Genomic DNA, 13,755 nt, shown 5'->3' on the forward strand with positions numbered 1-13,755 from the left:
AATGGCAGATGGATAAACAGACCACACCAAGCGGAAAACTACAAATTCTGGTCGTCGAGGATGTGGCCGACGATGCTATCATCATGATCGATTATCTTGAAGATAGTGGTTATCAAATCCACTGGCAAAGAGTCTGCTCAGCCGCCGAACTCAATCAGGCACTCAATCATCCTTGGCAAATTGTTTTATCTGATTTTACCATGCCCGGCTTTGGCGGATTACAAGCCCTCAACATCATCCGCAAACATGACCCAGATATTCCTTTTATTTTTGTGTCCGGTTCAATGGGCGAAGATCATGCGGTTGAGGCCATCAAGTCAGGGGCCCAAGACTTTATCATCAAGGGACAATTACGACGCTTATTACCCGCCATAGAACGGGAACTGCGTGAAGTGGAATTCAAACGAGCCCAGCGTCACACGCAACAACTGGTAAAACAACTCCATATGGCTGTAGAGCAAACCGCTGACAGTGTGATGATTATTAATGCCGAGAAAAAAATCGAATATGTCAATCCGGCCTGTGAACAACAAAGCGGTTACTCCCAATATGAATTATTAGGTCAGCCTGATACCGTCGTCTTTACTGACAACCAGCATCGGCAATTCCACCAGCAAATATGGAGTACCGTTGAACAAGGTGAGACCTACATTGGTACTCTGTTACATCCTCGCAAAGACGGTAGTCATTTTTATCAGGAAAGAATCATTACCCCACTTAAAAACGATGACGGGATCATCACTCATTATATCGCCACCGGCAGAGATATTACTCAGCGGTTGAAAGCTGAAGAGGCGCGTAATCAACTAGCGACGATACTGGAGGCCTCACCCGACTTTGTCACCATGATGTCCCCCCAAGGCAGGTTAACCTATCTAAACAGCTCAGGACGCGAGCTGATTGGTATTGGATTAAAAGACGAACTGAAAGATAAACATATTACCGACTTATTCCCCCGCCCTATTGCCCAAACACTGATTTCCAAAACTCTAACCATCGTCAACAAATATGGTGCCTGGACGGGTGAAACCACAATGATGAACAGTAACGGCAGTAATACTCCGGTATCTATTGTTATGTTGTCGCACCAGGATAAAAATGGAGATGTGCAGTATATGTCGATGATTGCCCGCGACATTTCAGAGCGTAAACATTTTGAAGAAGAAATCCACTATCACAATACACATGATTCGTTAACCGGTTTACCGAATCGCATTCTATTGTTAAATCAGGCTCCCGCAATTTTTAATAAATCGCAGAATTTAGGCAAATCTGTGGCGGTATTTTCACTCAATTTAAACAACTTCAAGCGCGTTAATGACAACTTAGGACATGCAAATGGTGATGATTTACTGCAACAAATCGCCAACAAATTGAGCCATTGTTTATGGCCTAACGACATTGTTGCCCGCCAAAGTGGTGATGAATTCACTATTTTGGCCAGCGAATTAAAAGAAGCTGAAGATGCCTTGAAAATATTAAAGAAAATCCAACTCACATTTAAACATCCAATGCGTATTGACGCCCATGAGTTTTATATTACCTTTAGCACTGGTATTGCCCTGTACCCTAATGATGGTGACAAAATTGAGGGTTTATTGCGTGACGCAGATACGGCAATGCATCAGGCCAAAAAAGCAGGGAATAGCCAATATCGTTTTTACGAAGCACAAATGAATGCCCGTAGCCATGAAATTCTTAAATTGGAAGCCGACTTACAACGAGCGTTGGATAACGGTGAATTCTTAATTCATTACCAGCCGCAAGTTGACATTAAAAACAACAACGTTATCGGTGTTGAAGCCCTACTTCGTTGGCAACATCCTCAACGAGGACTCGTCTCGCCCGCTGAGTTTATTGAATGGTTAGAGACATCCAGACTGATTATCCCAGTCGGAGAATGGGTGATTCAGCAAGCCTGTGTGCTACATCAACAATTATGTAAGCTTGGGTTTAGCGATCTACGGATTTCCGTTAATGTCTCTGCATTACAGTTTGCCGAGAATGAGTTTTTACAACGGGTACAAAACGCACTTAAGTCATTCAACATGCCCACCAACGTGCTAGAGCTGGAAATTACCGAAAATATTGTGATGCAGGATCCAAATAGCACGACAGAACTACTAATTGCCTTAAAGGAATTAGGCGTTCGCATCGCCATTGATGATTTCGGAACCGGTTATTCATCGATGACCTATCTAAAAAAATTCCCGGTGGATATTCTTAAAATTGATCAAACCTTTATTCGCGATCTGGATAAAATATCCAATGACGCAGCGATTGTTGAAGCCAGTATTTATTTGGCTGAAAAGATAGGCCTGGAAACCATTGCTGAAGGTGTTGAAACCCTTGGCCAATTAGCATTTTTACAAAAAACCGGCTGTCATATTATTCAAGGCTATTATTTCAGCAAGCCACTACCGGAAAAAGATTTACTGGCCTTTATTACAAAGGGAGTTAACTAGCTCCAATCCAGTCATCACATTGTCAAATACATACCTGTGGTTGATGCGCCATATCAATCACAGGTTTACCTCATAGCATATCAAAGGCTACCCTTAGGCTATTATCCGTAACAGGAAATACATATTGACTATCCAATCTGCCATTCAACAATCCATTCAAGCTATTGATACTCTTATCATCGGCAAACAAACTCAAGTTAAGTTGGCCTTATCTTGCCTATTGGCCGGTGGACATTTATTAATAGAGGACTTACCCGGCATGGGGAAAACGACCCTGTCCCACGGTTTAGCCAATGTATTAGGTTTAGATTTTTCGCGGGTTCAGTTTACCTCAGATTTACTTCCCGCCGATGTGTTGGGAGTCAGTATTTTTGATGCGCAAAAACAGCAGTTCAAGTTTCACCATGGTCCGATATTCAATAATGTGGTGTTAACCGATGAAATTAACCGAGCCAGCCCGAAAACCCAGAGCGCCCTGCTTGAAGCGATGGAAGAGAACCAAGTCAGTATTGATGGTACCACTTATCCTTTACCTCAACCTTTCTTTGTTATCGCTACGCAAAACCCGCTCCATCAAGCTGGCACCTACCCGTTACCAGAGTCTCAACTAGACCGTTTTTTAATGCGCATCCAATTGGGTTACCCCAATACAGCCTCAGAAAAAGCCATGTTGCTGGAACAGCAAAATGGTGATGCATTGGCTTTGCAGGCAATTTTGAATCAACATCAGTTAATCGACATTCAAAAGCAAGTGATCGCGGTGCAGGTTTCTGATGCCATTGTGGATTACATATTACGGCTGGTGACTCTTAGCCGTGAATCAGAGTCCTACCCCAATCCGTTATCCCCCAGAGCATCAAAAGCAATTATGCGCAGTGCGAAAAGTTGGGCTTTTATCGAAGGACGACAATTTGTTATTCCCGAGGATGTGCAAGCCATTTTCCCGGCGGTAACAGAGCATCGATTACGCAGCGCGCAAACCGATATAAGCACCCGTCAAAATTTAAGTGAAAAATTACTTAGCGCAGTGGATCCACTCAACTAATCATGAACGTTATTAAAAACTGGTATCAACAACGCCTTTATCATTGGTTAAACCGGCGTATTCCAGCCAGTCGCGAATTTACCTTGCAACAACGTAATATTTTTATTCTGCCTTCCCGATTTGGCTTAATATATTTGCTGCTGTGCGCGGGATTATTTGTACTCGGTAGCAATTATCAAAATAACCTGATGATTATATTGTGTTATTTCCTACTGTCTTTGTTGCTGATCCATCTGCTTAGTTGTTATCTGAATTTTTCTGGTATGAAGATTCAAATCGGTCGGGTAATGCCGGTATTTTGCGGTGAGACTGCCCAGTTGCCTCTATGGTTGGAATCTGGCCAGCGGCACGGCAATCTATTTTTTGCTTATATGCACCAATCACAGCAGCAATGTGTTGATTTAGATCGGTTAACGAATCCGATACAAGTCAATCTCAATACCCACAAAAGAGGGATACTCACGCCTCCAAGAATAACCATCAGCAGCTTTTATCCGCTGGGTTTGTTTCGTTGCTGGACACATTTGGCCATCGACTGCCAACTAGTGGTTTATCCTGCCCCCATTAGCTGTGCAATGCGTTTATATTCCAGTAGTGACGAAAATGACGAGCAATCGTCGACAAGTCCGCAGCAAGGTCAAAATGACTTTGAACAACTGCGCCCCTATCAACGCGGCGAACCGCTCAACCATATTGCCTGGAAACAAGTGGCACAAGGCCGGGGCACGTACAGCAAACAGTTCAACAGCGAGAGCTCGCAACAACAATGGTTAAAACTGTTACCGCACTCACAAATAGAACAAGAAACTCAACTTGGCCAGCTGACTCATATGGTGATCGAACTCACCCAGCAAGGACAGGCTTTTGGGTTACAATTAGGTGCTATACAAATCGCTCCCAATAGTGGCAAGCACCATCAACATGCCTGTTTAGAAGCCCTGGCTCGTTACTGACTGTTTATTATGCCGATCCCCACACTGAACAGAATCAACCACGCCCATTTATGCTTAACAATTGCCTTTGCTTGTAGTGCCTTATCATTATTTGACTCCCTACTAAGCTGGATTATCGGCTTGGTGGCCATTGCCAGTTTAATGCGCATCGCGCTTATTTTTCATTGGCAAAAACAAACCGTTTCAACCCGCACAATTAATTTGCTGGGGGTATTAACAGCACTGACGCTAGCCTGGTTTGGATTGCAGCTGGGCTTACTGCTAGCCATGATTAATTTATTGGTGTTAGCCATGACACTTAAATTAATGTTATTACGTACCCAAAAAGACTTTCTGCAACTGACCACACTGGTGCTGTTTTTAATTGGTTGCGGTTTTATATTTTATCAAAACATCGGATTTACCTTATTTTACTTCACTCTTGTCATCATCACTTTGCTGTCTCTGGCGTTCTATTTCAGCCCGAGTTTAACCATCAAGCATCAGCTGCGCATGATGCTAACGTTATCCTTTCAGGCGTTACCTATTACTCTGGCATTGTTTCTAGTGTTGCCACAAATCGGCCCTTTATGGCAAATGCCCAGCGTCAATGGGGCTAAAACCGGTTTATCCGATAACGTGAGTCCAGGTGATATTTCTCAGCTTGCCCAATCTAGCGAGTTAGCTTTCAGAGTCAGTTTTGAGCAACCTATTCCTCCTCCACAGCAACTTTACTGGCGAACCATAGTACTAGAGCAATTTGACGGGCAGCGCTGGCAAATAGCACCACAGCGACGTCAACAGAATCAGCGATTGCAGCTAACCAACCGCCATTTTAGACCTAAATTAACCGGCCCCTCATATCGTTATAGTGTGATTAGCGAACCCACTTTCCAACATTGGCTATATGCTTTGGATATGGCGCAAAGCAATGATCGTAGAATCTGGCAAAGTTACAGCTATCAGTTGATCAGCAAACAAGCCCAACAAAACTCGATCCAATACCAAGTTGAATCGTGGTATCAAATGCCGTTAAATCAGGGGTTTAACGATTTTGATCAACAATTAAATTTACAAATCCCTGCAACGGGCAATCCCCGCAGCGTCGAATGGGCCGAGCAATTACGCCAACGATACCCACAGGATCAAGACTTGATAAACGCCCTACTGGCCTACTTTAAACAGCAGCCCTTTCGCTATACGTTGCGCCCCGAGCTAATGCAAACCAATATGGTCGATCAATTCCTGTTTGACTATCAGGCCGGTTTTTGTGCCCACTACGCCAGTTCCATGGCGTATATATTGAGATTAGCCGGCATCCCGGCCCGCATGGTAACTGGCTATTTAGGCGGTGAAGTTCATCAGGGGAATTACCTCAGCGTTTATCAATACGACGCTCATGCATGGGTCGAAGCGTGGCAACCTGAACAGGGTTGGGTACGTTATGATCCCACTGCGGTAGTTTCACCGGAACGACTGTTGTACGGTTTGGAACGAGCGGTAGCTTATGAAGACAGCTTTCTAGCCGATCAGAGATTCAGTCTGGCCAAATTAAAATCTATCGCCTGGTTGAATAAAATCAGGCTGTCACTGGCCGAAATGGATTATTTATGGAGCCGTTGGGTATTGGGATTTAACCAGCAGCGTCAGCAAGATATGCTTAAGCAATTATTAGGTAACTTGCAGCCAGCTCGTGTGGCATTGATGACCTTTATCACCTTAGTCGCTATTGCTGGATTAATTGCGTTATATCATTGGCGCCGGTGGTTTCCGATTCAAGCTGAGCCTGCCGTTCACTATTATCATCTGGCATTAACATTATTGGCCGAAAAGCACATTATTCGTCAAACAGGCCAAGGCCCCAATGACTTCAAACAACAGATTGAACAAACCCAGCCTGACGATATTGCTCGGTCATTTAGCCTGATTAGTGACAATTTTATCCAGCACCAATATGCCCAGAGCCCCGGCAATATTCAGCTAAAACAACAACTCAGCAAACTCAAAAAGGCCCTAAAGCAAACGAAGATGTAGCGTGATTTCTTCTCTGTCATGGTACAAATGCTTGGCTTTTAACTGATAGGATTGTGAGCCTAACACTTGCTGTATTATCTCACGGGCCTGCAAATAGGTTTCGAAACGACGCTTCATTGGCAATTTCAAATTAAAAATAGCTTCCTTACAATCACCGTCGTTGATCCACTGTGCCATTAAGCGAGCCACTTTATCTGGCCGTTCAATCATATCGCATACCAGCCAATGTACATTTTTCTTTTTGGGTCGATATTTGAAGCCATCTTCCTGAAAGTGTTTCACCTGCCCGGTTTCCATCAACGATTCAGCCATCATGCCATTATCAATGGCTTGCACAAACAACCCGCGTTGTACCAGCTGATACGTCCAACCACCGGGACAAGCTCCTAAGTCAACGGCATGCATGCCCGCTAAAAAGCGTTGTTGTTGCTCTTGCCTGGTTAAGAACAGATGAATCGCTTCTTCGAGTTTTAAGGTTGAACGACTGGGCGCCTGACTGGGGAATTTAAGGCGTAAAATACCCAAGGGCAATGGCGAGTTATTGGCGGGAAAACTAATACCAATAAAGGCTTCTTGTCCGCTGACAAAAAACACATGTAAAACAGGTTTGCCGCTGTGAATATCCTTGGTCAGTTTATGCTGTTTTCTTAATGCCTGTCGCAAAGGAACCGTGATTTTCTTGCAAAACTTGGACAGCTCACGTCCATCGGTAGTATCGGCATATTCCACCCGTAACTCACCACATAGCGGTAATTCGTCACAAGCTTGTAATAGCGGCCCAATGCGATCCTGTAAATCGAGCTGGGCAAAATACTCATTAAATGTGAAAAACTGCCGGGCAAATACCAGCTCATCCAAGGGTAATTTTTCTACCAGCTTTTGGGCATCCTCTGCCTGATAACAGTCAAAACGGACAAAACCACAATTAGCCTTGGTTTTAACAAAACCATAGCACTCATATTCAGCAGCCTTATGCTGGATCTCATTAGCCAAGTCATTTTCGAATCCGGCACGACAATATAACAATACTCCGGCCATTAAACATGACTCCTAAGTGCACTGACCACCAATAGCAGCCAACCCATCATCAAACATATCCCGCCGATGGGCGTAACCGGACCTAACCAGCTCATACCGGTTAATAACAACATATAAATACTGCCACTAAATAACAGTACCCCAGCCAACATAAAACCGGCCGACCATCGTAATAGCTTATCGGCCTGTTGGCGGTATAAAATCACCAGCAAAATCAAGCCTAAACAATGAAAGAACTGAAAACGCACAGCCGTTTGCCAGCTGAGTAATTGGCCTTCAGTTAAGATGGATTTCAAACCGTGGGCACCAAACGCACCCGCGACAACAGCAATAAAAGCCAATAATGCAGCCGAGGCTAGGGTTTTACGCATAACTGTTCCTGTATAAATTGCTGAATAAAACGCGCCGCCGCATCCAAATGTTGAGCATGGCTATAACCACTGGATTTATTGGGTTTAAAACTATGGTCACCGCTGGCTAATATCTGACACTGGATATTATCAGGTAGCCGATAACTCGCTATTTCATCAGCACGGCCAAACGTATCTTTTTCGCCTTGAATGATCAGCAAAGGCTTGTTTAACGTATATAAATGTTCGGTACGCAATTTTTCCGGCTTACCCGGTGGATGAAAAGGATAACCTAAGCATATCCCAGCTTGCGCTTGTACTTCATTGAGGATCAAACTCGCTACCCTGCCCCCCATGGATTTACCACCAATAAAAAGTGGCAATGAGCGATTACGACTGTCTATTTGTTGAATAAATGCCTCTTGCAAATGTGGCATCCTATCTGGTGGTCGGCGTTTCCCGGTCGCTTGAATCGTTTGCATATAGGGGAAATCAAAACAACTAACCAGAATCCCCCTCTCGGTTAAACGGCCAGCCATGTCTTGAATAAAATCGCTATTACTGCCGGCTCCCGCTCCGTGTGCCAAAATCAATTCGGCTATCGGTTGATTATTCAATTCCATAGGTATCCTGCTCTTGCACCACTTGGCTAAGCAACCAATCTTTAAAGGCGACAATTTTACCTAATTCAGCCTGCGATTGGTGGCACACAAAATAGTAGGCATGACGACTGACTAACTTTTCGGCGAACGGGCAAATTAAACGTCCCGCGGCAATTTCGGGACGCGCCAGAATACTGTGCCCTAATGCCACTCCCTGCCCAATGGCAGCCGCTTGCAATACTAACATCGAGTGACTAAATATCGGCCCATGATTAACATTGACCCCTTTGACATCGAAATAGCGGATCCAGTCTTTCCAGCCTTGCCTGGAATTATCGTGTAGCAGGTTGTGGTTACGTAAATCATCCAATTGTTGCAAGGGTTTACCACTTTGGATTAATAGCGGTGAACACATTGGCGTGAGAAATTCAGTATGCAGTTTCTCACTATATAGGCCGGGCCACTTGCCGCGTCCATAATAAATCGCCACATCGACATCGTCAGTTAAAAACCCTTCATCAAAATCCACTGCTTTAATACGCACGTCAATATCAGGGTGCAATTTGCTAAAATCATGAATGCGCGGCACCAACCACTGAGCGGCAAAACTGGGCGGCAGACTGACAGTAATCGTACCTTTACTACCACGAGCCAATAAGCGCTGAGTGGCATCGTGCAGACCACTAAACACATCCTTAATATCCAGAAAATAGCCTTGTCCTTCTTCAGTTAAAAGAAGGCTGCGGTTCTTACGCAAAAACAGCTTAATACCTAAATAGTCTTCAAGCGCTTTAATTTGATGACTAACAGCCGCTTGAGTGACAAATAATTCCTCTGCCGCACGAGTAAAGCTTAAATGTCGGGCGGCAGATTCAAAGGCTCTCAGGGAGTTAAGCGATGGCAGGCGTTGTGACATTTAGTTGGCACTGGTATCCAATGGAGGAAAGCTTTTAACTAATTGGTCAATCGCTTGCATCTGTTGTAAATAAGGTTCAAGTTTATCCAATTGCAATGCGCACGGGCCATCACATTTGGCCTGATTTGGATCGGGATGGGCCTCAATAAATAATCCGGCAATACCTAATGCCATGCCGCTACGGGCTAATTGAGTAGCCTGGGCTCGACGACCATCGGCGGAATCTTCCCGTCCACCCGGACGCTGCAAAGCATGTGTGGCGTCAAAAATAACCGGTGCCATTTGTGTCATTTCATCCATGGCGAGCATATCTACCACCAGATTGTTATAACCCATACAAGACCCACGCTCACATAGAATAATTTTATCGTTACCCGCTTCCATAAATTTATTAATAATATGGCGCATCTCATGAGCGGCCAAAAACTGTGGCTTTTTAACGTTGATCACCGCACCGGTTTTGGCCATAGCGACGACTAAATCGGTTTGACGAGCGAGAAAAGCCGGTAATTGGATCACATCCACCACTTCAGCCACTGGCGCGGCTTGCCAAGGTTCGTGCACATCGGTAATTAACGGCACATCAAACGCCGCCTTAATTTCAGCAAAAATTTTCAGCCCTTCTTCCATTCCGGGCCCACGATAAGAATTGACTGACGAACGGTTGGCTTTATCAAAAGAGGCTTTAAACACATAAGGAATGCCCAATCTGTCGGTGACGGTTTTATAATGCTCCACAATCCGCATGGCTAGATCTCTGGATTCCAGTACATTCATTCCCCCAAACAGTACAAAAGGTTGATCATTGGCAACTTTACGGCCAGCAACATCAATCATCTGTAGATTTTTCATCGCTTACATCCTCATAAGATAAAATAAGGGCTAATCATACCTGATTAAACCCAATTCTGAATAATAGCGTTATGCCAATAGAATAGAAAACGTTAGATAATAACGACTTAATGCAATACTACCGGAAGCGGCTCAAGATGACGCAATTGCAATTTTAGCAATTGAGCAGCCGGATCACTGGGACATTGGCGGATAAAGTATTGATAATCAGCCAGTGCTACCTTAAAACATTGTAACTGGTGTAATAAAAACCCACGATCACGACGTTCATAGGGATCATCAGGACAAAGTTCGATTAATAAATCTACACATTGTAATGCTTGAGCAAAACGCTGTTCATCCATAAAAGCCGCTTTAAGATTAGTCAGTAACCGTACGATAGTCGTGTGCGTATCGGCTGTATCCAACTGCTCTGGCTCCATTTCCTCTTCACCGGTGATCAGGGTATATAACGCGCAAACCTGTTGATAATTGAGAAAACGTCCATTCAGGGGATCGATAAAATAACGTCGCTGTTGCCCCAATTGCAAACACAGTAAATAATGGCCCGGGAAGTTAATCCCCTTAACATTAAAGCCAAGCTGGTTAGCAATATTTTCAAAAATAATCGCAATGCTAACGGATAACCCACTACGATAATCCAGCACTTTGTCGACTAAACATAAATCTGAATTCAAACTGGCCGCATTGCCTGATGTAAACAGCTGTTCGGCGTAAAAACACCGTACCAGTTGCTTAAAATCCTGGAGTGTATGCTTATCCTGATTGACTTGGCAGTCACTCACTAAGTCAGCAACTAACTGATGGTATCCGCTCAGCTCAATGGTTGGATTAAATAACTTAGCCAGATATAAAGCCGCATCCAGCGTATTATCCAGCTCGATAAACTGTTTTAAAGTGCTTGTCATGACAAATATAATTTAGGAAAGCAGGTATGGTTGTTTAAATACAGCCAACTTGAGAATTAATACGATACAGCCCATCGCCAGAATAAAATATCCCCAACGAGCCGCTCCTGCCTGAGATTTTAGGGTTAATACCCCAAATAGAATATACCCCACTAACAATATCACTTTTTCGGTGAGCCAATTATCCATTCCTGGATATTGCGAGATTAATACACACAATACAGCGGCACTTAACAATAGAAAAGTATCAATAATATGAGGAGCTATTTTCACCCATTTTTTAGTGAGCATGGCAGAACCGGCATTCAACCAGATAAAACGGATGATAAAAAATAAAATACTAATGACGGCCAGCGTCATATGCAGATGTTTAAACATTAAATACATGCAGATCCCCGAAGATAAATCTATTTTAATGGCATATTGTTATTATTAGCCGCTACTCTAATAGCTGCTGGATATAAAATCGAGTGTTGTATTAACCTTTAAGACTAAGCAACTGAAAGTTAACTTAATTTAACCAACGGGCTGACCCGGCCGCCCACAAGTCGCATTGCTAACCCAGGATGAGCTAATCATTGAAGTCACGATGTTGTTCAATAATACTTTCAATTTTATCAATATGTTGCATAAACAAATCGACTAAATCAGGATCAAACTGCTTGCCCTTTTGTTGCTTTATTGTGGCTTGCGCCTTTTCAGCTGACCAGGGTTGTTTATAACAGCGGGTACTGCGCAACACGTCATACACGTCAGCTAAAGCGGTTATACGACTAAAAATATTAATTTGCTCACCCTGTAAGCCACTAGGATAACCTTGACCATCCCAATGTTCATGATGATCTCGTGCAATCAACGCCGCGGTTTGAATGACCGGACGTTGCGAGTTTTTCAACAATTCATAGCCAATAAGGGCGTGTGTGTGCATCACTTCCCGCTCATCCTCGTCCAACTCGGCTGGTTTACGCATAATATGTTCGGGCATGCCTAATTTACCCACATCATGCAATGGCACTGCGACACGCAAGGTTTTTAAATCTTCTTCGTTTAGGCCGTATTCAATTCCCAGCAACTGGGTTATCTCAATCACCCGCTTAACATGATTGCTTTTATGCACGGCATGTTCGTCGATAGCCTGACCAAGACGTTCAATCACCTCTTGCTGAGTGTCTTCAATATCTTTGGCCAGCAGGACATTATCAAATGCAATTTGCACATTCTGGGCAAACAGTTCGATCATATTCTTGTCCAGTTCACTCAATTTACGCGGTAAACCAGACATATATAACAATGCACCACGCTGAAACTTACTATTACAAAAAGCCACTATATGATCTTCACCATATACAATGTCCTTTTTTAACAGCGCATTCCGGCAACTTTCCAATCTGGCGCCTGACATCACATCATTTAAACGCTTACCCTCAAAGCGGCTATATTCACCGCAACCGGAAAACACAAAATATTCAATCGAATCGACATCTTCAATTGGAATTGGTCCCGCCACAGCAGAGGTGAGATAGACTGCATCTTCAGTGCCGCCCAGTAAAGAGGAAAGCTGTTGCACAATACCTTCGATGAATTGCTCAAGGGAACGCAAACTAAATAAATCCGCCGAAGCACGAATGATTTTTTCCAGCCCTTGGCGGTTTTCATCAATAACCACAATATCCCGATAAGAACGCAAGGTCGAAATAATTACGGTAAACAATTTTTGGGCGGTTAATTCGGTTTTGGATTTGTAATCGTTAATATCGTAATTGATTATTACGTCACGCTCCGGAGCTTGGCCTGGTTGGCCTGTTCGCAAGATAATACGAGTGTAGTTATTGTGTAGTTCTTCACGGATGTACTTGGCAACTTCCAATCCGGCGTGATCAGATTCCATGACGACGTCAAGTAACACAATGGCGATATCATTATGATCACGGAAGGCTTGTTTAGCTTCTTCACCGCTATAAGCGCTGACAAAATCCAGTCCTTTTTCCTGAAAATGAAAGTCACTTAACGCTAGTTTTGTTACTGTATGGATCTCTGGTTCATCGTCAACGATCAAAATTTTCCAATTACTACGATCGGCCAATTCCGGTTCATCTTCTGTTTCATCAGCAAACAAAAAATCGTCTGACATCCTTGAATCCTCCACAAATTAAAAGAGCTTAAACTGACATAACAGGGCTAAACACTGTATTAATCACGCTGTGCAATAGTAATCCTGTCTAAATTTGCCAGATCTTTAACGCAATGTATAGATGAGAATCCTTTATTTTCCAATATCTTATGTATGGCTTGTTGTTGTTGGTAACCGTGTTCAAACATGATAAAGCCTTTGTCATGCAGATAAGTACGGGCCAAATCACTAATATGCCGGATGTCATTTAAGCCATCTTCTCCAGAGGTTAACGCTGTGCGAGGTTCGAAACGCACATCTCCTTGAGTCAACCATTTGCTATGTTCTTCCACATAAGGTGGATTAGAGATAATCAAATTGTACTGTCGGCCAGCTAAGGCAGAAAACCAGTCACTCTGTAAAATTTCGACCTGTTCCAATTTGTGAAAGCGGGCATTTTCACGGGCTAGCTCAACCACTTCGGCTTTAAAATCTACCGCGGT

At 43.6% G+C, this 13,755-nt stretch carries 13 protein-coding genes; 4 read left to right on the plus strand and 9 right to left on the minus strand.

Going from position 1 to position 13,755, the window contains the following annotated elements; genetic code table 11:
* Positions 1 to 8 precede the first annotated feature (8 nt).
* The 4 genes from ACTD55_RS05005 (at position 9) to ACTD55_RS05020 (ending at position 6,476) form a co-directional block, all read left to right on the plus strand.
* Complete coding sequence (locus ACTD55_RS05005; RefSeq protein ID WP_438863208.1) at positions 9 to 2,465, plus strand: EAL domain-containing protein; 2,457 nt, start codon at positions 9 to 11, stop codon at positions 2,463 to 2,465.
* Positions 2,466 to 2,595: 130 nt separating this feature from the next.
* Positions 2,596 to 3,510, plus strand: a complete 915-nt coding sequence (locus ACTD55_RS05010) for an AAA family ATPase (protein WP_438863228.1) — start codon at positions 2,596 to 2,598, stop codon at positions 3,508 to 3,510.
* 2 nt (positions 3,511 to 3,512) lie between these two features.
* A complete protein-coding gene (locus ACTD55_RS05015; protein WP_438863209.1) occupies positions 3,513 to 4,463 on the plus strand; it encodes a DUF58 domain-containing protein in 951 nt (316 codons plus the stop codon).
* Positions 4,464 to 4,472: 9 nt separating this feature from the next.
* Positions 4,473 to 6,476, plus strand: a complete 2,004-nt coding sequence (locus ACTD55_RS05020; RefSeq protein WP_438863210.1) for a transglutaminaseTgpA domain-containing protein — start codon at positions 4,473 to 4,475, stop codon at positions 6,474 to 6,476.
* Here ACTD55_RS05020 and rlmM read toward each other — a convergent pair.
* From rlmM to ACTD55_RS05065, 9 genes are all read right to left on the minus strand, one after another.
* Positions 6,456 to 7,514 (minus strand): 23S rRNA (cytidine(2498)-2'-O)-methyltransferase RlmM, encoded by a 1,059-nt coding sequence (gene rlmM, locus ACTD55_RS05025; RefSeq protein ID WP_438863211.1) that lies wholly within the window; start codon positions 7,512 to 7,514, stop codon positions 6,456 to 6,458. The genes ACTD55_RS05020 and rlmM overlap by 21 nt on opposite strands.
* Positions 7,514 to 7,885 carry a DUF423 domain-containing protein gene (locus ACTD55_RS05030; RefSeq protein WP_438863212.1) on the minus strand — a complete coding sequence of 124 codons (372 nt, stop codon included), beginning with the start codon at positions 7,883 to 7,885 and terminating at the stop codon, positions 7,514 to 7,516. Before ACTD55_RS05030 ends, rlmM begins: the two co-directional genes overlap by 1 nt.
* Positions 7,870 to 8,487 (minus strand): alpha/beta family hydrolase, encoded by a 618-nt coding sequence (locus tag ACTD55_RS05035; RefSeq protein WP_438863213.1) that lies wholly within the window; start codon positions 8,485 to 8,487, stop codon positions 7,870 to 7,872. Before ACTD55_RS05035 ends, ACTD55_RS05030 begins: the two co-directional genes overlap by 16 nt.
* On the minus strand, positions 8,474 to 9,382 hold the full coding sequence (locus ACTD55_RS05040; RefSeq protein ID WP_438863214.1) for a transcriptional regulator GcvA: 909 nt from the start codon (positions 9,380 to 9,382) through the stop codon (positions 8,474 to 8,476). The genes ACTD55_RS05035 and ACTD55_RS05040 overlap by 14 nt, the downstream gene beginning before the upstream one ends.
* Entirely contained in the window at positions 9,383 to 10,234 is an 852-nt protein-coding gene (gene kdsA, locus ACTD55_RS05045) for a 3-deoxy-8-phosphooctulonate synthase (protein ID WP_438863215.1), read from the minus strand. It lies immediately after the preceding gene.
* Positions 10,235 to 10,341: 107 nt separating this feature from the next.
* Positions 10,342 to 11,142 carry a SirB1 family protein gene (locus tag ACTD55_RS05050; protein ID WP_438863216.1) on the minus strand — a complete coding sequence of 267 codons (801 nt, stop codon included), beginning with the start codon at positions 11,140 to 11,142 and terminating at the stop codon, positions 10,342 to 10,344.
* A gap of 12 nt (positions 11,143 to 11,154) precedes the next feature.
* Positions 11,155 to 11,529, minus strand: a complete 375-nt coding sequence (locus tag ACTD55_RS05055; protein WP_438863217.1) for a SirB2 family protein — start codon at positions 11,527 to 11,529, stop codon at positions 11,155 to 11,157.
* A gap of 184 nt (positions 11,530 to 11,713) precedes the next feature.
* Positions 11,714 to 13,273, minus strand: a complete 1,560-nt coding sequence (locus ACTD55_RS05060) for a DUF3369 domain-containing protein (protein ID WP_438863218.1) — start codon at positions 13,271 to 13,273, stop codon at positions 11,714 to 11,716.
* A 59-nt stretch (positions 13,274 to 13,332) separates the two neighbouring features.
* On the minus strand, positions 13,333 to 13,755 hold a 423-nt coding region (locus tag ACTD55_RS05065), incomplete at its 5' end, for a HemK family protein methyltransferase (RefSeq protein ID WP_438863219.1).

This window comes from Neptunicella sp. (genome assembly GCF_048268085.1).
Taxonomy (GTDB): domain Bacteria; phylum Pseudomonadota; class Gammaproteobacteria; order Enterobacterales; family Alteromonadaceae; genus Neptunicella.

Excerpts from the sequence above, each read along its gene's own strand:
- ACTD55_RS05005 (WP_438863208.1), top strand. The coding sequence starts at position 9 with ATGGATAAACAGACCACACCAAGCGGAAAACTACAAATTCTGGTCGTC.
- ACTD55_RS05015 (WP_438863209.1), top strand. The coding sequence starts at position 3,513 with ATGAACGTTATTAAAAACTGGTATCAACAACGCCTTTATCATTGGTTA.
- ACTD55_RS05020 (WP_438863210.1), top strand. The coding sequence starts at position 4,473 with ATGCCGATCCCCACACTGAACAGAATCAACCACGCCCATTTATGCTTA.
- rlmM (WP_438863211.1), bottom strand. The coding sequence starts at position 7,514 with ATGGCCGGAGTATTGTTATATTGTCGTGCCGGATTCGAAAATGACTTG.
- ACTD55_RS05030 (WP_438863212.1), bottom strand. The coding sequence starts at position 7,885 with ATGCGTAAAACCCTAGCCTCGGCTGCATTATTGGCTTTTATTGCTGTT.
- ACTD55_RS05035 (WP_438863213.1), bottom strand. The coding sequence starts at position 8,487 with ATGGAATTGAATAATCAACCGATAGCCGAATTGATTTTGGCACACGGA.
- ACTD55_RS05040 (WP_438863214.1), bottom strand. The coding sequence starts at position 9,382 with ATGTCACAACGCCTGCCATCGCTTAACTCCCTGAGAGCCTTTGAATCT.
- kdsA (WP_438863215.1), bottom strand. The coding sequence starts at position 10,234 with ATGAAAAATCTACAGATGATTGATGTTGCTGGCCGTAAAGTTGCCAAT.
- ACTD55_RS05050 (WP_438863216.1), bottom strand. The coding sequence starts at position 11,142 with ATGACAAGCACTTTAAAACAGTTTATCGAGCTGGATAATACGCTGGAT.
- ACTD55_RS05055 (WP_438863217.1), bottom strand. The coding sequence starts at position 11,529 with ATGTATTTAATGTTTAAACATCTGCATATGACGCTGGCCGTCATTAGT.
- ACTD55_RS05060 (WP_438863218.1), bottom strand. The coding sequence starts at position 13,273 with ATGTCAGACGATTTTTTGTTTGCTGATGAAACAGAAGATGAACCGGAA.